General features: G+C 43.6%; 19 protein-coding genes. 9 read left to right on the top strand and 10 right to left on the bottom strand.

The annotated features are described in order from the left end of the window. Window positions 1-2: 2 nt before the first annotated feature. From menH to QUB26_RS02715, 3 genes are all read left to right on the top strand, one after another. Window positions 3-803, top strand: coding sequence for a 2-succinyl-6-hydroxy-2,4-cyclohexadiene-1-carboxylate synthase (gene menH, locus QUB26_RS02725; protein WP_333239710.1), 801 nt, complete (start codon window positions 3-5; stop codon window positions 801-803). 11 nt (window positions 804-814) lie between these two features. Beyond that, window positions 815-1,849, top strand: a complete 1,035-nt coding sequence (locus QUB26_RS02720) for an o-succinylbenzoate synthase (RefSeq protein ID WP_333316454.1) — start codon at window positions 815-817, stop codon at window positions 1,847-1,849. Window positions 1,850-1,925: 76 nt separating this feature from the next. After that, window positions 1,926-3,347, top strand: coding sequence for a 2-succinylbenzoate--CoA ligase (locus QUB26_RS02715; protein ID WP_333239706.1), 1,422 nt, complete (start codon window positions 1,926-1,928; stop codon window positions 3,345-3,347). Between the two features lie 120 nt (window positions 3,348-3,467). Here the strand turns inward: QUB26_RS02715 and QUB26_RS02710 are convergent, their stop codons facing one another. The 4 genes from QUB26_RS02710 to QUB26_RS02695 form a co-directional block, all read right to left on the bottom strand. Continuing rightward, window positions 3,468-4,439 (bottom strand): putative 2-dehydropantoate 2-reductase, encoded by a 972-nt coding sequence (locus tag QUB26_RS02710; RefSeq protein ID WP_333239704.1) that lies wholly within the window; start codon window positions 4,437-4,439, stop codon window positions 3,468-3,470. Window positions 4,440-4,651: 212 nt separating this feature from the next. Further along, window positions 4,652-5,077: a thioesterase family protein gene (locus QUB26_RS02705; protein WP_333239748.1), complete on the bottom strand. Its 426-nt coding sequence runs from the start codon at window positions 5,075-5,077 to the stop codon at window positions 4,652-4,654. 152 nt (window positions 5,078-5,229) lie between these two features. Next, the gene (locus tag QUB26_RS02700; RefSeq protein WP_333052618.1) at window positions 5,230-5,676 is read right to left on the bottom strand and encodes a tellurite resistance TerB family protein; all 447 of its coding nucleotides are present in this window, start codon (window positions 5,674-5,676) and stop codon (window positions 5,230-5,232) included. Window positions 5,677-5,914: 238 nt separating this feature from the next. Beyond that, window positions 5,915-7,219, bottom strand: coding sequence for an ATP-binding protein (locus tag QUB26_RS02695; RefSeq protein WP_333239702.1), 1,305 nt, complete (start codon window positions 7,217-7,219; stop codon window positions 5,915-5,917). Window positions 7,220-7,345: 126 nt separating this feature from the next. Between QUB26_RS02695 and QUB26_RS02690 the strand changes: the two genes are divergently transcribed. After that, window positions 7,346-7,669: a TMEM14 family protein gene (locus tag QUB26_RS02690; protein ID WP_190735279.1), complete on the top strand. Its 324-nt coding sequence runs from the start codon at window positions 7,346-7,348 to the stop codon at window positions 7,667-7,669. A 333-nt stretch (window positions 7,670-8,002) separates the two neighbouring features. On the opposite strand, the gene QUB26_RS02685 is transcribed toward QUB26_RS02690, so the two are convergent. Beyond that, entirely contained in the window at window positions 8,003-9,028 is a 1,026-nt protein-coding gene (locus QUB26_RS02685; protein WP_333239700.1) for a hypothetical protein, read from the bottom strand. 77 nt (window positions 9,029-9,105) lie between these two features. Between QUB26_RS02685 and QUB26_RS02680 the strand changes: the two genes are divergently transcribed. Next, complete coding sequence (locus tag QUB26_RS02680; RefSeq protein ID WP_333316452.1) at window positions 9,106-10,518, top strand: hypothetical protein; 1,413 nt, start codon at window positions 9,106-9,108, stop codon at window positions 10,516-10,518. Between the two features lie 368 nt (window positions 10,519-10,886). On the opposite strand, the gene QUB26_RS02675 is transcribed toward QUB26_RS02680, so the two are convergent. Together QUB26_RS02675 and QUB26_RS02670 are read right to left on the bottom strand one after the other, a co-directional pair. After that, window positions 10,887-13,388: a protein kinase domain-containing protein gene (locus QUB26_RS02675; protein WP_333316450.1), complete on the bottom strand. Its 2,502-nt coding sequence runs from the start codon at window positions 13,386-13,388 to the stop codon at window positions 10,887-10,889. Further along, the gene (locus QUB26_RS02670) at window positions 13,382-13,816 is read right to left on the bottom strand and encodes a hypothetical protein (protein WP_333302550.1); all 435 of its coding nucleotides are present in this window, start codon (window positions 13,814-13,816) and stop codon (window positions 13,382-13,384) included. The genes QUB26_RS02675 and QUB26_RS02670 overlap by 7 nt, the downstream gene beginning before the upstream one ends. Before the next feature lie 603 nt (window positions 13,817-14,419). Between QUB26_RS02670 and QUB26_RS02665 the strand changes: the two genes are divergently transcribed. Both QUB26_RS02665 and QUB26_RS02660 read left to right on the top strand, forming a co-directional pair. Further along, the gene (locus tag QUB26_RS02665) at window positions 14,420-14,788 is read left to right on the top strand and encodes a glycosyltransferase family 2 protein (protein WP_333239691.1); all 369 of its coding nucleotides are present in this window, start codon (window positions 14,420-14,422) and stop codon (window positions 14,786-14,788) included. A gap of 93 nt (window positions 14,789-14,881) precedes the next feature. Next, a complete protein-coding gene (locus QUB26_RS02660; protein ID WP_333239688.1) occupies window positions 14,882-15,151 on the top strand; it encodes a hypothetical protein in 270 nt (89 codons plus the stop codon). Here QUB26_RS02660 and QUB26_RS02655 read toward each other — a convergent pair. Both QUB26_RS02655 and QUB26_RS02650 read right to left on the bottom strand, forming a co-directional pair. After that, window positions 15,141-15,344, bottom strand: a complete 204-nt coding sequence (locus tag QUB26_RS02655) for a hypothetical protein (RefSeq protein ID WP_333239686.1) — start codon at window positions 15,342-15,344, stop codon at window positions 15,141-15,143. The two genes, QUB26_RS02660 and QUB26_RS02655, sit on opposite strands and share 11 nt — an antisense overlap. A gap of 32 nt (window positions 15,345-15,376) precedes the next feature. Beyond that, on the bottom strand, window positions 15,377-17,650 hold the full coding sequence (locus QUB26_RS02650; protein ID WP_333239683.1) for an FdhF/YdeP family oxidoreductase: 2,274 nt from the start codon (window positions 17,648-17,650) through the stop codon (window positions 15,377-15,379). Window positions 17,651-17,877: 227 nt separating this feature from the next. On the opposite strand from QUB26_RS02650, the gene QUB26_RS02645 reads away from it, so the two are divergent. Next, a complete protein-coding gene (locus tag QUB26_RS02645) occupies window positions 17,878-18,090 on the top strand; it encodes a hypothetical protein (protein WP_333239681.1) in 213 nt (70 codons plus the stop codon). Then, window positions 18,077-18,349 carry a type II toxin-antitoxin system RelE/ParE family toxin gene (locus QUB26_RS02640; RefSeq protein WP_333239679.1) on the top strand — a complete coding sequence of 91 codons (273 nt, stop codon included), beginning with the start codon at window positions 18,077-18,079 and terminating at the stop codon, window positions 18,347-18,349. Before QUB26_RS02645 ends, QUB26_RS02640 begins: the two co-directional genes overlap by 14 nt. A 71-nt stretch (window positions 18,350-18,420) precedes the next feature. Here the strand turns inward: QUB26_RS02640 and QUB26_RS02635 are convergent, their stop codons facing one another. Continuing rightward, complete coding sequence (locus tag QUB26_RS02635; RefSeq protein ID WP_333316448.1) at window positions 18,421-23,631, bottom strand: nSTAND1 domain-containing NTPase; 5,211 nt, start codon at window positions 23,629-23,631, stop codon at window positions 18,421-18,423. Between the last annotated feature and the right edge of the window lie 333 nt (window positions 23,632-23,964).

The following is a 23,964-nucleotide window of genomic DNA, read 5'->3' as shown; positions in this document are numbered from 1 at the left end:
ATATGGACAAATTTAATAATTATAACTTTTACTATTCCTTAACGCGCAACAATAATCAGCAGACCATTCTATTTTTGCATGGATTTACTGGAAATTTTCAAGATTTTAGCCGCGTCATTTCCTTACTATCTAAAAATTATTGCTGCCTAGCAGTTGACCTTCCCGGTCACGGAGAAACTAGAGTCAGCGACGACGAAAGTTGCTACAATATATCAAATACAGCCCAAGCATTGATACACTTATTAGATGATTTACAAATAGGCAAATGTTTGTTGTTGGGGTATTCAATGGGCGGGCGATTGGCACTTTACATGACATTACATTTTCCAGAAAGATTCGAGAAAGTAGTGTTAGAGTCAGCTTCTCCGGGATTGAAGACAGAAAAAGAGCGATCGCACCGCCTGGAAGCCGATTCACAGATAGCACAAAAGCTGGAAAATAGCAACATTAAAGATTTTTTATTCAACTGGTACGAGATCCCTTTATTCAAATCTTTAAAAAACTCTCCTAACTTCGACAAACTCATAGAAACCCGCTTAGCAAACAATCCCTTAGAATTAGCCAAATCCCTCCGCAATATGGGAACCGGCAACCAGCCCTCTCTCTGGGAAAAACTCGCACAAAATCAAATCCCCATCCTCTTGCTAGCGGGAGAATATGATGATAAATTTATAACTATAAATACCGAAATGGCCAGCTTGTGTCCGGCGGCTACTCTGGAAATTGTACCCAAAGCTGGTCACAATATCCATTTTGAAAATATTGATACGTTTGTCGCACTTGTGAGACAATTTTATGATTAACTAAAAAACTAATGCTTTATCAATTCGAGTTTCGCACTTATCAGCGAAAATTTAAGCGGCCCTTGCAAACAAGTCACGGCATCTGGGATATTCGCGAAGGAATTATCCTGCGACTTGTGGACGAAAATAATCGAATTGGTTGGGGAGAAATTGCCCCTTTGAGTTGGTTTGGTTCCGAAACTTTTGACCAAGCTTTAGATTTTTGTAACTCGTTGCCCGGTAATATTTCATCAGAGATGATTTTTGCTATTTCCGGTGAATTGCCGGCTTGTCAATTTGGCTTTGAGTCAGCACTAAACGAGCAAAATTTACCCCCCCCAGCCCCCCCTTGCCAAGGGGGGGAGAAAAGCGAAAATTTAACTTACCTTTCCCAAAAGGGGGAGAAAATGCAAAATCGGTTCAGCGGTTTATTGCCAGCAGGTGAAACAGCTTTGCAGGCTTTACCAATGCTTTGGTTAGAGGGATATCGGACGTTTAAATGGAAAATTGGTGTGGCTGCAATTGAGGAAGAATTAAAGATTTTTCAGCAGCTAATCCAAGTAATGCACAATTTGTGCGATCGCGAAAAAGCATTTTTGCGGTTAGATGCCAACGGGGGACTTAGTTACTCGCCGGCTAAAACATGGCTGGAAGCTTGCGACAAGGTAAAAGCAACTCCCGACTTTTCTGCGGACATTGAATTTTTGGAACAGCCGCTGCCAGTAACACAGTTTCAGGAAATGGTAGAATTGAATGCTATTTATGCAACTGCGATCGCCCTTGATGAATCTGCCGCCAACCTCGATCGCATCCAAGAGTGCTACAGCCAAGGCTGGCGGGGAATTTTCGTCATTAAACCTGCGATATGCGGTTCTCCATCCCAACTGCGAAAATTTTGTCAAACTCACAATATAGACGCTGTTTTCTCATCAGTATTTGAAACCGAAATCGGCAGACAAGCAGCATTAAATTTAGCAACCGAATTGTCTTTAAATAAGAGAGCACTCGGCTTCGGCACCGATTGCTGGTTCGATGACAATCATTCGATTTTAGATTTTAGATTTTAGATTTTAGATTACTCCCAAAACTAAATCAAGCGGGTTAGGTAATTGTTTTGAAGCGAGAAATTTGGTGAAAGCATCTATGGCAACAAATCTAACAGTAAATATTCGGGATCTCGCGGCTGGCTTGCCCGATAATTGGCTTATCGGTTGTGACAGTCGCGAATTTGCCCGAATTGTCGATCGGCTATTTCAAGAAATCACCCAAAATCCCGCACAAAAAACACCCCCAAAAATTTGCCTCGCCGAACCAGAACCAGTGCAATTTCTTGCCAGTTTCATCGCCGCCCGCGCCGCCAAATGCCCGATTTTTCTGTGCAATCCCAACTGGGTAAAACCCGAATGGCAACAAGTCTTTGATTTAGTTCAACCAGACATATTTTTAGGACAATACCCGCTTCCCACCACTCCCCATATCCCAGTCCGCGAAGGCGGACTTCGTTTGTATAGCCGCGAATTCCATTCGCCGACTCAAAACGGTTTTGATACAATCATGATTCCCACCGGCGGTTCTTCAGGAAAAATCCGTTTTGCCATCCACACTTGGGAAACACTAACCGCATCAGTACAAGGTTTTCAACAATATTTTCAAGTTGACAAAATCAACTCTTTCTGCATTTTGCCATTATACCACGTCAGCGGTTTAATGCAATTCATGCGATCGTTTACGACGGCGGGAAAACTGGCAATTGGGTCTTTCAAAGCACTGGAAGCAGGCGAAAAATGCGATATAGAACCAGAAGAATTTTTCATTTCTTTAGTTCCAACTCAACTGCAACGGCTGTTGCGGAACCCAGATACAGCTAATTGGCTTGGACGGTTTCGTGCCGTACTTTTGGGCGGTGCTCCGGCTTGGCCGGAACTTTTAGAAACAGCTAGAAACTATCAAATTAAATTAGCGCCTAGTTATGGCATGACAGAAACAGCCTCGCAAGTTGCTACACTAAAACCCGAAGATTTTCTCGCTGGCAATAACAGTTCCGGTCAAACTTTACCCCATGCTAAAATAACGATTCGCAGTGCAAAAGGTGATATTTTGTGTTATAATAAAATCGGCAATATTGCGGTAAATGCTAAATCTTTGGCGTTGGGTTATTATCCTGAACAATTTGGCGATCGCCAATACTTCCAACTAGATGATTTGGGATTTTTCGATAAAAATAACTGCTTAAATATCGTCGGACGCAGCAGCGACAAAATTATCACAGGCGGAGAAAATGTATTTCCGGCGGAAGTTGAAGCCGTTGTGCGATCGACTAATTTAGTTGCAGATATTGCTGTAATTGGCTTGCCAGACAAAGATTGGGGTCAAGTCGTTACAGCTATCTACGTTCCCGCTAATTCCGAGGTGACTGTCAAAAATCTGCAAGCGGCAATAGAACATAAGTTGAGCAAGTTTAAGCGGCCGAAATATTGGGTAATCGTCGAACAATTGCCGCGCAATTCTCAAGGCAAAGTCAATCGAGAACAATTGCAAGAAATTGCGATGTGTCATCGTCGGTGAATCGATAGAATTAACCGGATTTGACAGTAATTCCTGTAGGGGCGGGTTCACCAATATCTACAACACCAGCGAGAAATCTCACAAACCCGCCCCGCCCAATTGCCAATTGCCAATTGCCAATTACGACAAACCTAACAGCCTTCTCGTCCTCTCCGCTTCTTGTCTTTGAACATCCACAAACTTCAACATTCGGTAAAGTACCTCTATTTGGGGCAACTTAATACCTGCTTGCTGCGCCACCCGTATCGGATTACCAAAAATCGCCTCAACTTCCAGGGGCCGCGATTCATCATAATCGATTTTCATGCTCGTGCGGTAAGGCTTCATTTTCTGAGTGTATTCGAGCATCTGTGGGATAAAGTCATCGGGAATAATGCGATCGCAACTTTTGGCGCCCGCTATCACTTCCCCCATGATTTCCTTGACTAAAATCAGAGTATCGGGATTAGCCATCAGTTCATCTGTTCTGGCATCCAACACTACAGACAGCCCGTTATAAGGAATATTCCAAACCAGCTTTTTCCACCTTGATAATAGCAAATCTTCGCTCATTTTAATAGGAATATGAGCACGTTTAAAGTCCGCAGCAATTTTGTGCAATCTATCAGTAATACCGATGGGCTTGTAGTCTTGGGCATATTCTCCCAGCGTGATAGTGCCGTAATCTAGGTGGCAGATATGACCGGGCCCAACTTTATAAGAACACAAAAAACACAGCCCGCCCACCACTCGTTCTGCACCAACAATTTTAGCTATTTCCGGTTCGACATTCAATCCGTTTTGCAATACTAAAACTGCGCCATTCTCCTTTAATAAAGGAGGCAAAATTTTGGGCAACAAGTGATTTTGAGTTGTTTTCAGCGCTACAATTACTACGTCGCACTGAGGCATTTTGTGCGCGTCGTGGTATGCGCGGACGTGGGGTAGGGTGAAGTCGCCTTGGGGAGACTCGACAATCAAACCGTGTTTTTTGACCTGATCGTAATCGCTGCGTAGCAAAAAATTGACTTCTAAACCTGCTTGTTGCAGTCTAGCACCGTAGAATCCGCCTAAAGCTCCCGTGCCCACAATGGCATAATTGCGATTTGACATAATATCAAAAAGTCCGAAAAAATTCTCAACCTAAAAGAAATTAGACCCCGCTCAAAAACGGATACCGTGCCACGTACTTAAGTCGCGATCAGTCCAAAATTTTAGACCAAATTTGAAACTCCCAGATTCAATGCTGCAAGTAAATCTAAAATCTAAAATCTAAAATCTAAAATCGACTGACTGTCATACCCTGCTATTATTTAAAGATAGAACTAATCGGAAATCTCACTCTCAAATTTTCTCATCCACTCCATCAATTCTTCCGATAGCTGTTTTCTAGTTCGGCTAACTGCATCGATGCAGACGTGCTTAGTCAGAGCTTTAGCAGCGCTTCTTTCTGCAACTTCCTCAGAAAATAGTTGATAGGCAATTTCAAATTCATCGCCAGTAACTTGTTTAGGCGTCAATTGAATCATCAGCCGATCGCCCGCAAACATTGGGCGATAAAAATCTACACTAGCATGAAGTATGGGAAAGGCAACCTCGGAATTGCTGAAAAATGCTTTGAGATTGATTCCCGATGCTGCTAGAGATGCCTCGTAAGCTTCGTGGCACATCGCCAAAACGTTAGCAAAGTAAACGACTCCAGCAGCATCGGTATCTTGAAAGCGAACAGTGCGGGTGTAAGTGAAAGGCATTTGAGGTAGTAACGGCGATCGCAAATTCGATCGCAATTTTACCAACCATCATATCGGTAAACCCGCACTTTTGGAGAAGTTGTCAGCTAAGTAAGTAGGCACTAATTTTTTAGATTGTAAAATTCGCCCTCCTCACTCCTTCCCCTGATTTCTTAACCTTTGTTCTTAATCAACATCACGTCTATAATCTTGAGGGCAATATCTTCGGAAATCCCCAATGCACTGTAAAGATCGTTCAAAAGTTGTTCTTCTTCTTCTGAAACCTCGCCATCTGCTAAAGCGATATCAGTTGTCACAGCAAAAACTGTTTCTTTAAGTTCGTCGGGAAGCATTGCCAAAGCGGCATTAAACAGTACCTCCACTCCTTGCCGTTGCATAATCATCAGCAGGCGATCGAGCATTTTTCTCATCACGTCATCGGGATAGCTGCGGAACAGTTGCATCCGAGATAGCGTCATGCTAATCGCTTTACTTTCGCTGTCATTGATGTAACCGTCGGCTGCTACGGCAATTAGCGCGATCGCCGCAAATGATTCGGCCGGCCCTAAAGTTACTTCCGTTTCTTGGCGAGTCTTCGATACTTTATCAAATAAACCCATGATATTTTCCTCTTTATTTAGTGGTGGATTTATGGAGTCAGGATTGGTTCTGGCTCTGGAGGTTTCTTGGGAGATTTTGATAATTATATCAAATTTGGTTAGTTATTTATTATCAATAAAATTATGAAAAAATTAAGAATTTTTATTTCGCCCTTCGGCGCTGCAATGGCGGGTTTATTCAGATCCTGAATTGCCTTCCTATATTTCAGTTAAAACCCGCCCTCGCAGCGCAGACAATCTACTTGTCAAAAAGGGCTAAATCTGCTTTCAGGAAATCAACAAACTGCCGCGCAGTCCTGCCCGATCGCCCATTGCGACGAGTTGCCCATTCTTTAGCGCGGTGTTCCAAATCCTCAGCAGCGAGTTTAATTCCAGCAAGTTCTGCCAGGTGTCGGACAATTGTTAAATAAGTGTTTTGATCGGCCGGTTCAAAAGTTAAAGTCAAGCCAAACCGATCGCTAAATGAAAGTTTTTCCTGCACAGTATCCCAAGCGTGAACTTCATCTCCGTCGCGGGGGCGAGGCCTGTCGTCAAAAAACTCTCGAATTAAATGCCTGCGGTTAGATGTGGCATAAACTACCACATTTTGAGAGCGGGCAGTCACATTCCCCTCCAACACAACTTTCAGAGCTTTAAAAGCATCATCATCTTCCTCAAAAGACAGGTCATCCACAAAAATAATAAACTTTTGAGGAACTCCCCGCAACTGCTCGACAATTAGCGGCAAATCTTGCAAATCCGATTTAGATACTTCAATCAAGCGCAGATTGCGAGATCCAAACTCATTTAATAGCGACTTCACCAAAGAAGACTTGCCCGAACCGCGGCTGCCGTATAGCAAGACGTGCAAAGCCGGATAACCTGCTAGCAAAAACTCCGTATTTTTCACCAAAGCATCCCGCTGCCAATCGCAGCAAACCAACTCTTTTAAAGTTATGCGATCGGGATGCGAAATAGTCGTCAACTCCCCTCCCCGCCACGCAAAAGCGCGATATTCGGCAAACAAACCAGTGCCAAACTGTCGGTAATAAGCTGCCAAAGATTCCGTAGCGCTCGACCATTTTTCCAGTTTCCCGTGCAGGGGCAAATCTCCCTGTTCTGCTACAGTTTCGGAATGCCAAATCGGAGGCACTGCGTCAAGTTGACCCGCTACCCGTACCCACTTGCTCAACTGTTCGCTGCTGCATTCGTAAATATTTTGCAGCACTTCTAAATCATGTCGGGCGGCCTCCACCAACGCGGGGGGCAAACTTGCAAAATCTGTTTGCTGTGCTCGGCGAGAAAAGGGGTTTTCGTCTTTGAGAATTTCGGAAATCAGAGAATCTTTCCAGCTTAAATTTTTAGCAGCCTGAAGTTTGAACCAGTTCCCGTAAGCTACCTGACATTCCAAACCGCTGACTTCGCTGTGGTGGAGGGCTTGCAGCAAATCGAGAAAAGCTTGACCGGCGGGGCTTTTGAGAACCGATTGATACAGCAGCAGGGATGCTGCGAGGCGCTGGAGGTAACGGATTTGGGCGATCGCACCAGAAGTTAGGGCTGACATAATGGCAATTGTATAACAGTTACATATCCTGACTGGCTTTAATAAATTTTCTAACAATTCGTGACACTAATTGCAGGCCGCGCTGTATAAATTTAGATGCAAAGAGTGAAATCGGGAGGATTAAAAATGAATTTAGGGACAGCAGCGGCGATCGGCTACGGCATTTTAACACTGGTTGGCGGCATCATGGGTTATATCAAGGCAAAAAGCCAAGCCTCGCTCATTTCGGGCTTGATTAGCGGTTCCCTGCTAATTTTTGCCGGCACCGCCCAGCTTATGGGACAAAGTTGGGGTTTAACATTAGCAGCAGCCATCTCCGCTGTTTTAGTAATAGTCTTTATTGTGCGCCTTGTTAAAACTCAAAAATTCATGCCGGCCGGAATGCTAATTTTAGCTAGCTTAGCGTCTTTGGGCGCGATCGTTTACGAAATCAGCGGTCAATATCAATAATCATTCGATTTTAGATTTTAGATTTTAGATTTTAGATTTTAGATTAACTCCCCAGCCTTGAGTGGGAAGTTGAACTAAAGTCTAATTTTTTATTTCCCTGACTTAATTCCGGGGCTTGTATCTATTTTTAGCAGGACTTACGCAAAAAGTGGTTTGACGCGCTAATTATAGCGCTAAGGTGCGGTGTGCATGGAGCCGTAAATAATCAATTAGCTTCTGTGTAAGTCCTGTTTGGGTGAATTCAACAGTTAGGGGTCAGTAATTAGTAGTTAAAACACTAATTACTAACTCCTAATTACAAATTGCCAATTACTAATAACTAACCACTAATGACTAATGACTAATGACTGCATCAATATACTGCTGAATTTCCCTGAGTTGCTGCCGCTGGCCTTCAATCCAATCTTTTTCCGCCGCTCGCTGTTGGGGCGTTTCTTTCTGATACCGCGCCTGCTTCTCTAAAAAATTATTGTAGAATTTAATCGCTTTTTCAACTGTTTCAATTGCCAGTTTCAGACGCTCCTCAAAAATTGCTAAAATCACATTTTCTAGAATTAAGTCAATCACTTTACAGCACTCTTCAAAATCGATCAAACTGATTCCCATCTTGCTTTTATGAACCAGAGTTTCTACAGGTTCTTTCAGCGTTTCTTTAAAACTCTTCATATAAGAATCCGGCAAATATTTCAGAGGCTCCGTAAACTTCGATACAATCTCCCCGCCTATTGATTGTAGTCGCTCTCTAAATTTAGACTGACTGTTTAGGTCAAAGCATTCAATACAAAGTTCAATTTTTTCTATATCAATAGATTGTAATTCTTTAAAAATTAAATTTAATTCATTTTCCATAATTAAAATCACTCGCTCTGCCTGGGAATCAACTTCATTCCGCAACTCTTTGTGCAAATTATCTTTTTCAAAAAAACCAATAGTATCTCTTTGAAAGACTTGAGAGTTTTTATCCCACAAAAACCAATGATTTTTTAACTTGGTTGCCTTGTCGCTCCAAGATTTGCGAACTTTAGCTACAGCATCATATTTGCCCTGTTTTCCTAAAGTGCGAATTCTCACATCGCATCCGCTTAGTTCGCCAATTTGCTCCCAGACATCAACAGGCGATGCTCCAGCAATTCTCGGCTTGCTATTCCAGACATCCTCAGCCTGAGATACATCTTTGAAACATACCTGAAGTAGCTCTTTGAGCCTGATGGCAGATTGCTTAATTTCGTCAATACAAGGTTCCACATCTAAATTGAGTTGGGTAGCTGACTGTTTAATCTCCACGGATTGATATTCGTCTGCCAACAATCGATCGCTAAACAGGTTAATAGCCTGGAATGCCTTGAGATACTCATTCATTTCCTTTCATCTCTCGTTTCCATAAACAGCATACAATACAAAACATCTGCCTTTTTGAATGGAAACTGAGCCACAACATGGATTATATATTCACCCCTGCAACTCAGGCGCGACTCAATAGTGGCAACCTTGTACAGCCTGCTGCCAAAACAGGAAAATTGCTCCCCGCAGCTAGAGATCCGGTGACAGGGGAGTTTGTGGAGCTCGCAAAAATTTTTTATCAATCAAGAAGTGAAACTCTATCCTCGCGGGGAGTTATAGGATTGCTCGCACAGTTAGCCGGAGGTGGCCCCATACAGCCGCTGGTAGCTCCCGTGTACGTGACTGTGGCGCCGTTGCAGGTGGCTCAAACTCATCAGGGGTTTCAAAAAACATACAGAATGCTTAACTGTCTGAAAATTAATTTGGCAGTGATGCAAGCGACTGCTGCTGTCATTGGTATTGGCGCTGTATCGAGCACAGTTTTGTCAGCAGTAAACCTCAACCAAGTATTAAAAATCCGAGAAGAGGCAAAGCACCAGAAGCTAAAAATTAAAGACGGATTTATTGATCTCAGACACATCCTCAAAGATAGGGGAGTAGAGGTAATCCAGCAGATTTTTAAGGTAGCTCACGACTCTAGTTTTGAAATGCACCGCCAGAAACTGGTTAACGGTTATGAGATTTTTTCTAAAGCTATCAAACGCTGTCAGTCAGCCCTAACAGTGCCAGATATTAAACTTCGGAATTCCGAAATTAATAGCGGGCGGGATATGCTATTTGAGGCTTTAAAAATTTATGATAATTCTAGTTTGTTGGAGGGGCTGTGTTCTGCTGGACAGCTCAGACAAATGGAATGTGTTTGGGCGATCGAGCAGGCGATCGGGGTCACGTTTCACTTGCAGCGGGCCTACGATATGGTGAGCGATCGCCTGTTGGAACTGCAATCAAAAATTCGTCAAAATCTTCTAACTGTTGTTAAAGGATGTCAATCAGAACCTGAACTAGATTTTTTATTTCCCGAAGTTACTAGGATTCTGGGTCATGATTTAAGTGTAATAGAATTTTGGCAAAATGAGGTTGATTGGATGCAAACTTTGTCTCCAAAAGAGCAGCATCAGTTAGCTAGTTTAGATAAACTCACCGGCGATAGTTTAAAAAGCAGCGTTTACACTACATTCGCGGTATTAGCTGCGGAACCTTCACTTTATGAAAGTTTAAAGCAAAAGTCTCACTTTTTATCCTTGCGCGACCAGCTAACCTTCGCTGTGTCGCCGGAAATCCGCCGGAGATACGAATTTTATGTCAGCCAGCAGGCGATCGCTACTGGCTATCAAGGTTTAGCTGCCTCGAATTGGCAAGAAATATCCGATTTAACTGTGGCTAACCTCTACCACTTTTTTCAAATCCGAGAGGAATCAACTGAAAATTATCCAACTGAGGACGAATTAGAAACGCCTTATTGGCACTTTCCCAAAACCTTAAAAAACGAGCTGAATTATACCAATTAAATGACCAATGACTAATGACTAATGATATCATGTACGATCGAGCGATTAAAAGGGCGGGTTTTTGAGATTGTCAATTATTGGCATATATTTTTGGTGAACCCGCCCCTACCGTATTATATTATGTCCGGTCAATTAACCCTGATTCCTGTAGGGGCGGGTTCACCAAGATATTGAATAGAAACGGGAAAATCTGTAAACCCGCCCCGGCGTTTAATCACGGTCAATGGCTCGGACATGATATTAGGGGTAATCGACCGGAATTGATAGTACACCAGTTCCTCAAAAGGATGCAACTGTAGGGAAATTCCCAACCATTATGCAGTAAGTCATTCCCATCTAAAATCTAAAATCTAAAATCTAAAATCGTATTACCTCAACCACAACTTAATAGTATTGTCTTTAGAACCGCTAGCAATAGTTTTGCCATCAGGACTAAAAGTCACCACATAAACCTCATCGGAATGTCCCGTCAAAGTATTCAGCAATTCTCCAGTAGCAAAATCCCAAACTTTAATAGTTTTATCCTTGCTCCCGCTCGCAATAAAATTCCCATCCGGGCTGATAGCAACCGAGACAATATCGTCAGAATGTCCCTTGATCGAGCGAATTAAATCTCCAGTTTCGATATTCCAGATTTTAATACTTTCATCGTAGGAACCGCTAACAATTGTCTTGCCGTCTGGGCTAACAGCAATCGACCTCACCGCGTCGCCGTGTCCCTCAATAGTTTTGAGCAACGCCCCTGTTGCGACATCCACAACTGTAATTTTTTTATCCTTAGAAGCGCTAACCAAACTTTTTCCATCTGGAGTGAAAGCAACAGAATAAACAAAATCTGTATGGTCTGGAAAACTCTGAATCAAACGACCACTTGCTGCATCCGAAATCTTTGTGGTTTTGTCTCCGCTGGCACTAGCCACAAGCTGTCCGTCGGGGCTAAGAGCAACAGACCAAACAGAAGCAGTGTGGTCGAGACTGCGAATCACTTGCCCTGTTTTCAAATCCCACAGCATGACTCGCCAAAAACCGGTGCCAGTCGCCAGTTTGGTACCGTTTGAGTCAAAAGCAACCGACCAAATAGTGGAGGAATCTCCTGGAAAAGTGCGAATCGACTTGCCTGTAGCTAAATCCCAAATTTGGATGGTTTTGTCTTTAGAACCGCTGGCTAACATTAAGCCGTCTGGACTGAAAGCAACAGACCCAACTGCATCTAAATGCTGAGCGAAATTTTTGACTTTGGCGTTCTTCCACCGCAAACCTGCTTGGCACTGTTCTTGTAACTCCTGAGCGGACGAATAGGTGCTGGAAGTGTCGGCAATTGTTGGTATTTGGCTGATGCAGCCTTCATAATTGCTGGCTGTATAAAGAGCTTCAATTTGATTGAGCTGTTGGGATTCTTTCTGGGCTAGCTGCTGCCATTCTTGCCATTTGAGATATCCGTAAATTCCGCCGATCGCAGCTAAGATAGCCGCAATTGTTGCCCCGGCAAGATAAGGGTTGAATTTGCGAGTTTCTTTGGGGACAAGTGCTGCTGGGCTGGAGTTCGACAAATCGGTTTTTCCGTTCAGATTTACCTGCGAGGATACCGCCGGACTTGCCTGCAATTCGAGGTGAGGGGCGCTACTCGCTGGTGGCAGATTGGGGTTGCGATGTCCCTCCAAAACTGTGGATATCGCCTTGTACAATTTAGCAAATAAAGATTTAGGAATGACTAATTCTTCGATTTTCGCGGCATCTTCGTCGGTAAGCCCTAAAACTTGCTGCAAGCGTTTTAATTCGTCGCGAGTTTCCAGAGAAAAGGGATATTCTTGCTGCATTGCTTCTTGCAGTGATTGTTCGTAGCGTTCGCCTTTTTCCCTGTATTTCCGGTAAGGGTTCAATACCTCATCTTCGATCGCCTCTGCTTCTTCTGGCAGCAATTCCAAACTGACGCGCAGTTCATCTAATATTCTTCGACCGACGACTGTAATATCACCCCGGCTGCTGCTACGCCGATCGACTTCTTCGCGATATATTGTTAGCTTGGGAATCCGTGCCCGCGAGCGATCGCCAATTTTCCTCAAATCGGCTAAAGCTTCCGCCGCCGACTGGTACCTCTCCCGAAAATCGTAGCGCACCATATTATCCAAAACATCTGCCAGCGCTTGGGAACACGTGGCTAAATGCCGCCAAACAATTTCGCCTTTATTAGAATTTTTCAAATCCCGCAATTTCGGCAAATCGTAAGCCGGCAAACCCGTCATTGCTTGGATGCCAATCATTCCCAAAGCGTAGATATCGCTGTTGAGTTGCGGGTTGTATTGAAATTGTTCGATCGGCATATATTCCAAAGTGCCAATCCGCACCGTTACCGGCGCTTGTCTTTGAGCGATGTGAATTTCTTTCACCGAGCCAAAGTCGATCAAAACTAACTTGTTGTCTGAATAGCGGCGGATTAAATTTGCAGGTTTAATATCTCGGTGAATTACTCCCTGTCCGTGTACAAACACTAAAATTTCTAACAGTTCCTTCAGCAAAGGAATCATTTTTTCTTCAGTTAGAGGCTTGCCCGGTACAATCTCGGTTGATAGCGAGTGACCGGCCACAAAGGATTCAACTAAGAAAAATTCCTCATTTTCTTCAAAATAAGCGAATAGCTGAGGAATTTGGTCGTGTTGACCGAGCTTTTCTAGAACTTCTGCTTCTTTTTGAAAAAGACGGCGCGTAGTATTAATTAATTTCGGTTCGGTGGTACCGGGACGCAGGTGCTTGACAAAGCACTGCGGTTCTCCCGGACGGCGAATATCTTTGGCCAGATAGGTTTGCCCAAATTCTCCTGTTTCTATGACTTCAATGATTTGATAGCGTCCATCTAAAAGTTGGCTCACCATGATAATAACGCAGCCTTTTTTTGGTTGATTTTCGCAAGAAACAGTTGCACTGTTGAGTCAGTTGTATAGCCTTTTTCAGGTAAATTAGGTGTTCCGGGGCATTGGCAAAACAGGGCATTGGGCATGGGCAAAACAGGGCATTGGATATTCCGAATAGTTGTTTTTTTCCTTCTTTTTTCTTTCCTTATTCCGACTTCCATCGGACTTCTTCCCTCAGACTTCTTTCCTTCTGACTTCTGACTTCTGACTTCTAACTGAGATATTGCACCATTCTCAATTACTTGTTTATGAACAGGCATCTTGCCTGTTCCACAAGAAAACTCACTCTTTGTGGAACGGGCATCTTGCCCGTTCTTGACAATGGTGCAACATCTCAGTTCTAACTGAGATATTGCACCATTCTCAATTACTTCTTTAGGAACAGGCAAGATGCCTGTTCCACAAGAAAAATCATTCTTTGTGGAACGGGCATCTTGCCCGTTCTTGACAATGGTGCAACATCTCAGTTCTGACATACTTTATTTTTTCAACATCTGCAAAGCTTGATATCCCAAAAAGAAAAAACCCAAAGCGCCGAGTACCGCTATCGTGTTCGCAAACACATCGACTGTAAAAAATTCGCCCATTGCAATCTCCTCTGACAACTGATATCTATCCTCGGCTTTTCGGTCGCTGTCTGGGTGAGGGGTCTTGCCCCTCGGTGCGGGCGAGCCGAAAGATGCTCACAAATTATAGCAAAAGAGGTGGTCAATCGATTTTAGATTTTAGATTTTAGATTTTAGATGGAAGCATTGACTTGCGCGAGATGAATCCGGGGGCTTGTATCCTGGATGCGAGGGGGTCAATCGATTTTAGATTTGAGATTTGAGATTTTAGATTGAAGCATTGACCCCAGGGATGAATCCGGGGGCTTGTATCCTGGATGCTTTCGGTCAAAATAACTTTTCGGGCGATCGACTAGCTTTTTGTTTTAATATTTTTTAATATTTAGGGAGACAAATCGTGTACCGAAATTTTGAGGTCAGTTCGCTTTGATATTGTTAACCCTGCTAATTTTTTCTCTGATTGTAAGTAGAGCTTACACGAAGAATTTGCGCCGATCGGTCAAAAATGCGCCTCGAACCGACAGAAGTTCGGCGAGGCCATCACCGGAACCGGCCGCGCAGTTCCCTAAAGTTTCGGTAATCGTACCAGCATACAACGAGGCAGAGAATATTCGGGATTGCGCGATCGCCATTTTGGAGAGTACACCGCTGTCTGTGGAAAACTTAGAGGTTTTAATTGTAGACGATCGATCGACAGACGACACACTAGCGATCGGGCAAACCCTGCAACAGCATCTCAACTACCCCCGGCTTAAAATATTAGCAGGTCAATCGATTTTAGATTTTAGATTTTAGATTTTAGATTAAAGAATTGACTTGCGCGAGATAAATGCTCTTTCTTGAGGATTTTCGATTTTAGATTTTGGATTGATTCCACGGATAAATCACATGGCGGATACCACCTTTGAAATTCGCTTGTCAGCCGCGACCAACCAACCAATTACCTGGTTAACTATTTGTTTATCCGTAATCGTAATTTTGCAGCATTACACTTTGCGCCCCTTGGGTGCCGAGATTTCTGAATGTCCGACGAAATACTGGTGGTTAGGAGGTTTGGGAGGTGCGTTAGTGGCGGCAATGGCGATCGGTTCTGCGATTAAAACTGAAACCAGTTGGGGATGCACTTGGCGCGGTAGAACTTTGCCAATTAAGAGTTGATTAAAACTTGCATATGGGCAGGCAAGATGCCCACCCACAAAAAATTAACCCCTTGTGGAACAGGCATCTTGCCTGTTCTTAAGAATAGTGTAATTTGTGGAACAGGCATCTTGCCTGTTCTTGAGAATGGTGTAATTTGTGGAACAGGCATCTTGCCTGTTCTTGAGAATGGTGTAATTTGTGGAACAGGCATCTTGCCTGTTCTTGAGAATGGTGTAAGATATTCTATACTTCCGCATAAACAAAAGCAGGTACGCGCTTGTAAGCAGGCGTGCCAGATCGCTTTTCAATCTCCGGGTGAAAAATTACATTAACTTCAGGATAAAACATCAAAGCAGCACCCTCACGAACCGCCCCGTAAATCACCTCGACATTTTCCATTTTCCCCACATTTCCCTGCACCGTAACCCGTTGATGTTCATGCAAACCCGTGCTTTCTGCATCCGCACGATTCATCAAAATGCAGTTGCGGTGCGGCATTCCCCGGTACTTGTCATCAATTTTGTAAACCACAGTATTGTGCTGAGAATAGCTGCGTCCCGTCATCAAGGCTACAACAATACCCTGTGTTGATTCCGAGACTCCAAACTCTTTCGCTTCCGGTAATTTCAGCGTAGGTAAAGGCGTGATAAACATCTTCGCTTTCCCAGATTCCGTAGGGAATTTAGGTTCTGTAAAAATGCGACCGCTGATGGTGAATTCCTCTTTGGTTTCATCAATTGTAGCTATTTTTTCATAGCCCGGAATAGTTTTAGCAATCAATTGGCGCACGTATTTTGTGTCTTGAAGTCGGCGCCAATCAACCGGAAAATCGCCGTGGATTCTGCTGGCTAATTCCGTCAAAAAATGCACTTCAGGAATCAAATCCGAATTCTGGAGATGAGTTTCGCCCTCATCATTTAAACGCACAAAGTTATTGCCAGATTCCACCGTTGTTTTGTGGGGGTTTTCAAAGCGATTCAGCACGGGGAGCACAATTGTATTGTGCTTTGCCAATCCGTGAAAATGCCCTAAATTCGGTTTAGTTGCGAGGTATATAACGGTTTCAACATTGCTTAAAGCGCGTTTTGCCTGAGTTAAATCTGGATTTGCCCCATACAAGTTGCCGCCCAGACAGATCAGGGTATCAACTTTGCCTGCTTCTGCTGCTTCAATGAGCGATCGAGTGTCGTAGCCCTTAACAGGACTGAGGGGACGATTCAATAACTTTTCTAAAGCTTGTTGAATTTCTTTTTTCAGCTTCACAGTGACGCCCATAGAGCCGAATCCTTGCACGTTTGAGTGTCCTCTCACGGGCATTAATCCCGCCCCTTCTTTGCCGACATTTCCTGTCATTAAGGCAGTATTGGCGATGCTGAAAACGTTATCTACACCGTTATCGTGTTGGGTAATTCCCATCGCCCAACCGAAGACAACCCGCTGTGAAGTGCCGATAATTTTGGCTGCAGCCTCAATTTCTGCGCGGGAAACTCCGCAGGTTTCAGTAATAGTTTCCCAAGAAGTTTCGCGGGCGTGCTGGACTGCTGCTTCCCAGCCTTCTGTATGAGCTTGCAAATAGCTTTCGTCCAGCAAACCTTGTTCGATTATAGACTTTTGAATGCCTACAAATAGCGCCGTATCGCTGCCGGGAATTGGTTGCAAGTATAAGGAGGAAATATCGGAACCGGGGATGAGCGACTTGACGGGAAATGCGGGAGAACCAAACTTGACTAAGCCGATTTCCATCACCGGATTGATTACAATTATTTTACCGCCTTTGTCGCGAATTTTAATCAATTCGTTCATCAAACGGGGATGGTTGTAGGAAGAATTGCTGCCCGCGAGCACGACGCAATCTGCTTCCTTCAAGTTTTCTAGACTCACTAACGAGGTGCGGGTGGCAAACATTTCGCTTAAGCCAGTTGTCGAGGGAGCGTGGCAGAGATCGGAACAATCTGCTAAGTTATTGGAACCCATCGCCCGCATCATCAATTGCAGCAGAAAAGCGGCTTCGTTGGAAGAACGACCGGAACTGTAAGATGCCACTCTTTCGGGGGTTTTGCGAAAAGCAGCTTCGGCAATTTGATAAACTTCTTGCCAAGAAATGCGATCGTAATGAGAGGAACCAGCCCGCAAAATCATCGGAAAACTCAGCCTTCCCAACCTATCGGCTTCCATTGAAGTTAATTGCTGAAGTTGTGCAATACTCTGCTGTTCAAAAAATTGAGTTGAGATAGCCGGCTTGATTTCAGCGGAGATTGCTTCGACGCTTTTCATGCACCGCTGAAGTTTTTCGCCCTCTTCATTTGTAAAACCTCCTTTCTGTCCGCCCGTGCCCCAAGAACAGGACAAACAAGCACTTTTGTGCAGCAAAGTTTTCCAAAGTTTCGGCCCTTCCGGGGACAATGTATGTTCTGCCCAATATTCTATTACGGGCAAACCGCCACCTATCTCTGGTGTTTCCTCGTTTGTCTCGTTGAATGGCGGGATTGGTTGGAGATTTTGGGAGTTGACATCCATGTGGTTTACCTCGGGTTTTGATTGCTAATTAATTCGGTGGGGAATTGCCAAAAAGGTTAAGCTTGTCAGTCGAATTCTAGCGCAATTTTACTGCCAATACAATTAGCCAGTAGATAGATTTATTTAACCTATCGGTTGAGTAACTCGACAGGCAGACGCGATCGCCTCTTGACAAAAAAAATGTATCTATTATAATAATTCATATACTCAGATATAAACACTACAAAATGCTAGAACTACATAAAAGTTATGTGATCGACGAAAATCAGCAGCCGATTGCTGTTCAAATCCCCCTTGAACAATTTGAGAAAATAGAGGAGATTTTGGAAAACTATGGTCTGGATAAACTTATAGAAGAAACTGAAGGTGATGAGAGATTATCAAAAGAACAAGCACTAAAGTATTATAACTCAATCAAACAAAATAATGTGGCAAGTTGAATATACAAATCGGTTCCTCAAAGAACTAGCTGCTTTACCTGCTGAAATTAGAAGTAGGATAGAACCTATAGTTTTTCAATTCTTAGAATCAGACAATCCCTTTGCATTAGGATATCTGGAAAAAATGAAATGTTATCCAGATAAATATAAAATTCGTGTTGGTGACTACCGTATTGGACTCACAGTTGATGCACCGACAAAAACTTTAATTTGTCAGCGAGTAGCGCACCGCCGAGACATATACAGAATTTTTCCATAAAATTATGTTGATTAGAATTAGCAAAATATAATTATGTAGGGTGTGCAGCCCGCAACTTACCGCTGTCAATTTCACCGCTTCCCCTTATTTAAAGCCTGCTTCCCAAACCCAAGACAAAGCAGTCGATCGCCCTCAGCAACATTCGGGTCATTCTGCAAATAATCTCCTAACCACTCGCAACTGCGAGCAATAATATTATTCAGTTCCAAATTCTCCACAGGCAACAGAATTACATTCCTATCCCTACTAGCAAAACCCAGAGTTTTGCTATCAGAACTAAAAGAAACACTCAACACGCGATCGCTCGATTCCAAAGTCTTAGATAGCAGCGCCTTCTTGCCGTCAAAATCCCACAGCTTAACAGTATTTCCCCCACTCGCCGCCGCAATCAACTTGCCGTTGGGACTAAAACTCACGCTTTCTACAGTATCGCTGTGGTCGAGTTTTTCAGTTAAATTCGCCACCTTTCCATCAAACCCCCACAAGTAAACTTTTTTGTCAGCGCAAGCAGCAGCAATAGTCTTGCCGTCTGGACTAAAACTAACATTTTTAACGCTGTCTTGGTGGTCGAGAGTTTTCATAATTTTTGCCGACGAACCGTTAAATTGCCACAGGTAAACTCTCTTTTCTCCGGTAATTTCAAAAGCCTTTTTCTTCCCGCTTGGCTTGTCCTCAGCAGCGGTAGCAGTAGCAATAGTTTTGCCGTCGGGACTGAAGCTAACGCTAATTACTGGATTGCTGTGATCGAGTTTTGCCAACAAAGTTGCTTTAGCACCATTCCAGCGCCAGAGGTACAATTTGCGATCGGCACTTGCGGCAGCAATTATCTTTCCGTCTGGACTAAAACTCACGCTTTTAACAATGCCGCTGTGGCTGAGAGTATTTAACAGTTTGCCGTTTAAACTCCAGACTTTCACGGTTTTGTCATCGCTCGCGGAAGCAACAGTTTTATCATCAGGCGAAATGCTAACCCAGGTAACAGAATCCTTGTGACTTTCTAAGGTTTTGAATAAACTGCCGTCAGCACGCCAAAGTCTCACTGTTTTGTCCCCGCTAGCAGAAGCAATTGTTTTGCCGTCAGCGCTAAAACTGACTTTGTAAACCCAGTCTCCGTGTCCTGATAAAATCTTATTCAGCGGAGTGCTGTCTGGTTTCCAAATTTTCACTATTTTGTCCTTACTTGCGGAAGCAATAGTGCCGTCGCCGCTGAAACTTACGGCCCTCACGTCGTCTTGATGTCCTCGAAAAGTGTTGAGCAAAGTGCCGCTGCGACTCCAAACTTTCACCGTATCGTCTGCACTGCCGGTGACAATTTTTTCGCCGTCGCGACTGAAAGTCGCGCTGACAACTTCATCGTTGTGTCCTTTGAGAGTTCTGATTTCCTCACCGTTTCGGTTCCAAATTTTGGCTGTGGTGTCGGCACTTGCTGAGACGAGTTCTCGACTGTTTGGACTGAACTTAATGCTGTAAACAATGTCAGAATGTTTGGTTAATGTTTTGGGATTAATTCTAAATTTCTGCGTTTTACTTTCTCGGTTCCAAAGTTTGACAGTTTTGTCAACACTTGCTGAGGCAATTGTTTGGCCGTCGGGACTGAAACTGACGCCGAGCACCCAGTCTTTGTGTCCGGTTAAGGTTTGCAGCAATTTTTTGTTCGCAAGGTTCCAGATTTTGACGGTGTTGTCGTGACTGGCGGAAGCTAGGGTTTTGCCGTCTGGACTGAAACTGACGCTGGTGACGATATCGCGGTGGCCGGATAAAATGCCGTGAAGCGGAGCTATCCCGTAGGGAATCGCACTTTTGTCGTTATCTACTTGCCAAATTCTAATTGTACGATCGGCACAACCAGTAGCGATCGTTTTCCCATCAGGACTAAAACTAACACTCGTCACGCTATCTGGGTGATTGAAAGTTTTTAATAACTTACCTTCTTTGCTCCACAATTTAACAGTTTGATCTGCACTTGCCGAAGCAACTGAATTGCCGTCGGGACTAACACTTACATCCAAAACAAACTTGCTGTGCTGCTCGAAACGGTTGCGTTCTTGCACCCCGGAAACTGCTTGTCTGAGTCTTTCAGCAATTTGATTTTTAGTGTCCACAGGCAGCGCCGTACTTTTCAGAGAATCACGACCAATTTTGATACTATTTCCCAACACTCCTAATTGATTTTTTTCATTAGAAAGCACCAAAGCTTCCGACGCCGAATTTAGGGCATCAGTCCGACTGGTTTCTGCTTCTTGCCGTGCGCTTTCTGCTAATTTTGCTTGCTCGAAAGCCATCCCCGAAACACCTCCGAGTACAAGCACTCCTAGAACCGCCGCCTGCAATTGCCATCTCCGAGTGTGGTAAAGTTGAGCTTCTGCTTGGTACTGTTTGTCTCTAGCTTCCGACAGCAAAGCATCTTGCTCTCTGTCTTTGCGAATTTGTTCAATTTCATCTCGGTTAATTTGGTTTTGCTTTCGCAGTTCCTCAAATTCTGCCTTTTTATCTAATTCTTGCTGCTGGCGAATGAAGCTAACTAAATAATCGTGAACGAGCTGATAAAGCTCAGCAGGCAGTTCCATCCATCGAAACACTAAACCAGACTTTACTAACAATTCTAATACTAAATCTAATTTGTCAGCTTCAGCAAATGTCGCTAAACTTGAAGCTAATTCTGCGCGGGTTTTTAGGGGACGAATCTGTTCTTCATCTGTGAGCAAATACAAAACTCGGCGCGCCGCTACTTCATTCTCTGGCCCGCAATCTTTGATAACTTCTTCGAGAAACCTTTCGACTAATTTTTGTTGCGGATTGTTGCCAAGTTCCTGATATTGAGTTAAAGTTCTAATGTTCTCTTGTTGTAGTTGAGCGCCGACAAGTTGTAGTTCGATCGGGCGAACTTCTCCTAATTCTCCAGCTAAATCATTGACTAATTCTTCGATCAGCTCCGGTTCTAAGTAAAACTGCGCTCGCTCAGTTAAAGTGCGAATTACCGATCGCGCATCGATCAGCGAAAAATTTCCCAAATAAAACAGAATGTTTTTGCTGAGAATGTCATCTAAAATATCATTGTTAACGAATCCTGTCTGGTTTTTTGGTCGAGTAAATTCCAGCACATAGTGCAGGTAATCTTCCCGCAAACACAGGACGACTTTTAAGTATTTGATTTTCAAGCATTCCCGCAAAAAATCAAAAAATATTTGTCTTTCCGCTGGCTCTTTCCACACGAAAAAGAATTCTTCAAATTGGTCAAATATCAGAACAGTCACTAAATGTTCTGAATTTCTTTGCAGCTCCTTGATAATGTTTTCGTATTCGATCGCCTGTTGTTGTATGATTAATTCTACTGGCTGTGACTGCTCCCTTTGCTCCTCATTTTTCGCAGCCGAGCCACCGTGCAATCCCGAAATAAGATTTCCCTTGACTAAGCTTGCTTCTACGGTCAAATCTACCGGAGCAGTTTCTGGTACTGCTTCGGCAATTTCAGGATCGAATATTTCAGCTTTTCCAGCAGATAACTGTCTGGTCAATTCCCGCGGCCAGTTGTTATAAACTTGCAGCACTACGGGCAAAACAGTCCGCATTTCTATTTTTTTTTGTTTAAGAGCTGGTACTAATCCTCCCGTGACAATTGAACTTTTGCCAACTCCAGACTGACCGTAAATTACTGTCAGTTTGTCGGGGGTATTGTTCATCCTATATATCAAGCGGTTGAGGTCTTCCTCTCTGCCGGAAGCTGTAATCTCGTCAGCAATAGTAGCAGCGCCGGCAAGAGTTTCGGCGACGGAATTAACCGCTTCTCTGTGCGGCTGCAACTTTCCGGCTCCAATAAAAGCTCGGAACCGATACGTGTGTTCCACCGCTCGATAATCTTGCTTAATTTGAAATGCTTCGAGATATTCTCCCCGCTGAAAATAGAGCGATCGCAGCATTTCTAAAACCCGCAAATACAGTTGCGGGTTGTAACAAGGTTCGGTTTCCGAGCGAGCAAGTTCTAAATGCGCGATCGCCTCCTGCACCTCACCCAAATGACTCTGGGCCTCTGCTAAAATTAACAGATACAAGCCTAAATGCTGCGACTTTACAGGGGTTCCCTGTCCCGTCGCTTCTAAATTTGAGTTGAGAACGTCTAGAGCCACTAAAGCCCATTCTTTCGCCCCTTGCCAGTTCTTTTGCTCTAAGGCTACTCTAGCCAAAAAGCCGTAATCTTGAGCCAAATTAACTGCTGAATTTTCCATATTTTGATGTAACCTCCGAGCTTTAATAGCTAAATTCCAGAGTGCATCCCAATCTTCTAAATGCTGCAATACTTCCCCAAGTTGATTGATGAATATACCCACGGCATCCGGCCGCCCCACGCGTTCTAAAACATCAATACATTCCTGAAAATAATTCTTAGCTTCCGTCCAGTAAGGACGGTTGCCGCTGCGGTGTTTTTCTGCTTGGAAGCGGTAGCAAAGACCGATGTGGAATAGCAGAATTCCCTCTAACACCGGTGCAGGGTGAACGGTAAATAACAAATCGCTAAATTCTGTTTTTTGTCCAATAAATGCTACTTGATACTTCCAAAAACTGAGACTTTTTTGATATAATTCAATAGCCGCAGAGATGCGGTGACAAGCATATTCGTGCCTACCGCGAATAAATTGCAAACTTGCTTCAATAGCTGGTTCTAATCTGATATTGCAAGTTTGCAAGTCTTGGCTAGCTGACTCTAGTTCACTCAAAGAATTGGCTCCGAGAATGGCAGAATTAGTTAAACGCCAATTGCCACTTTCTAAAATGTTGGAAAAAATGCGATCGGCACTTTTGCCCAAAAAATCTACCAAGTCGTCCGGGCCCATCACAAATTCAACACTTGTCGTCCAAGTTTCGATATCTGTTACTAACCGAATCAGTTTTTTTAATATTTTGTCTGTCACCCACAGCACCACCGGGAAAGGAAAATTATTCCGAAATTCTTCCCTCACGTAGTTGGTAGAAGTCAGCAGGCGATCGATCGCACTTACCGATTCCAATCCAAACACCATTAAAGCTGCCGGATGGGTGCAGGAAAGTTTGGTTTCTATCGTCGTGTAAAGAGTTTTAACAGATGGCGGGAGGACAATTTCTCGAATCTCGATCCCAGACTCGGCCCGCAATTGCCTTACAATTTCCTCTCTCATAGCGCTGTAATTGCACCGTACCAAAATGAGCGAAAATTGCCCGTGAGACATTCTCAGAGTCCGGGAGAGAGTTTGCAGCGAACTTTGGTTTTGCTGTGCTGCGGTTTCTTGCTGGTAGTGCGAATTAATCATAATTAAGAGTTGAAAAAGTTTCTGAGAATAGATGCTGTAAACTGCAGAAAAAAGGAATTTCGGCAACGGATTTTTTAACGGATATCACGGATGTCAGGAATCGACGGCAGGGGAAAGTGAAATTAAGAACTTCCTAACTATTGTGGCGGTTGATATAAGTTTACTCTGACCCGTTTTCACTTTAGCAGATCACTGCGAAGAATCCTATGATTAATTTTATTTCTGCCCTGGTGGGCGATTTCCCATCAAGTGCAACTATCAATTAGTTAAGTTTATTTCAGCCTGCATACTTATTATTTTAGCCGATCGCAATTAAAGCATACCCAAAAAAAT

The sequence above is a fragment of the Microcoleus sp. B4-C1 genome, assembly GCF_036705285.1.
Classification (GTDB): Bacteria; Cyanobacteriota; Cyanobacteriia; order Cyanobacteriales; family Microcoleaceae; genus Microcoleus.
Note: the sequence above shows the minus strand (reverse complement) of the source record. Positions and strands in the feature narration are given on the sequence as shown.

Bases quoted from the DNA above. Each gene is read 5' to 3' on its own strand.
- QUB26_RS02705 (WP_333239748.1), bottom strand. From the start codon at position 5,077: ATGCCTTTCACTTACACCCGCACTGTTCGCTTTCAAGATACCGATGCT.
- QUB26_RS02710 (WP_333239704.1), bottom strand. From the start codon at position 4,439: ATGTCAAATCGCAATTATGCCATTGTGGGCACGGGAGCTTTAGGCGGA.
- QUB26_RS02635 (WP_333316448.1), bottom strand. From the start codon at position 23,631: ATGATTAATTCGCACTACCAGCAAGAAACCGCAGCACAGCAAAACCAA.
- QUB26_RS02695 (WP_333239702.1), bottom strand. From the start codon at position 7,219: ATGTCAGCCCTAACTTCTGGTGCGATCGCCCAAATCCGTTACCTCCAG.
- QUB26_RS02720 (WP_333316454.1), top strand. From the start codon at position 815: ATGCTTTATCAATTCGAGTTTCGCACTTATCAGCGAAAATTTAAGCGG.
- QUB26_RS02715 (WP_333239706.1), top strand. From the start codon at position 1,926: ATGGCAACAAATCTAACAGTAAATATTCGGGATCTCGCGGCTGGCTTG.
- QUB26_RS02655 (WP_333239686.1), bottom strand. From the start codon at position 15,344: ATGCCTGTTCCACAAATTACACCATTCTCAAGAACAGGCAAGATGCCT.
- QUB26_RS02645 (WP_333239681.1), top strand. From the start codon at position 17,878: ATGCTAGAACTACATAAAAGTTATGTGATCGACGAAAATCAGCAGCCG.
- QUB26_RS02690 (WP_190735279.1), top strand. From the start codon at position 7,346: ATGAATTTAGGGACAGCAGCGGCGATCGGCTACGGCATTTTAACACTG.
- menH (WP_333239710.1), top strand. From the start codon at position 3: ATGGACAAATTTAATAATTATAACTTTTACTATTCCTTAACGCGCAAC.
- QUB26_RS02680 (WP_333316452.1), top strand. From the start codon at position 9,106: ATGGATTATATATTCACCCCTGCAACTCAGGCGCGACTCAATAGTGGC.
- QUB26_RS02675 (WP_333316450.1), bottom strand. From the start codon at position 13,388: ATGGTGAGCCAACTTTTAGATGGACGCTATCAAATCATTGAAGTCATA.
- QUB26_RS02640 (WP_333239679.1), top strand. From the start codon at position 18,077: ATGTGGCAAGTTGAATATACAAATCGGTTCCTCAAAGAACTAGCTGCT.
- QUB26_RS02660 (WP_333239688.1), top strand. From the start codon at position 14,882: ATGGCGGATACCACCTTTGAAATTCGCTTGTCAGCCGCGACCAACCAA.
- QUB26_RS02650 (WP_333239683.1), bottom strand. From the start codon at position 17,650: ATGGATGTCAACTCCCAAAATCTCCAACCAATCCCGCCATTCAACGAG.
- QUB26_RS02685 (WP_333239700.1), bottom strand. From the start codon at position 9,028: ATGAATGAGTATCTCAAGGCATTCCAGGCTATTAACCTGTTTAGCGAT.
- QUB26_RS02700 (WP_333052618.1), bottom strand. From the start codon at position 5,676: ATGGGTTTATTTGATAAAGTATCGAAGACTCGCCAAGAAACGGAAGTA.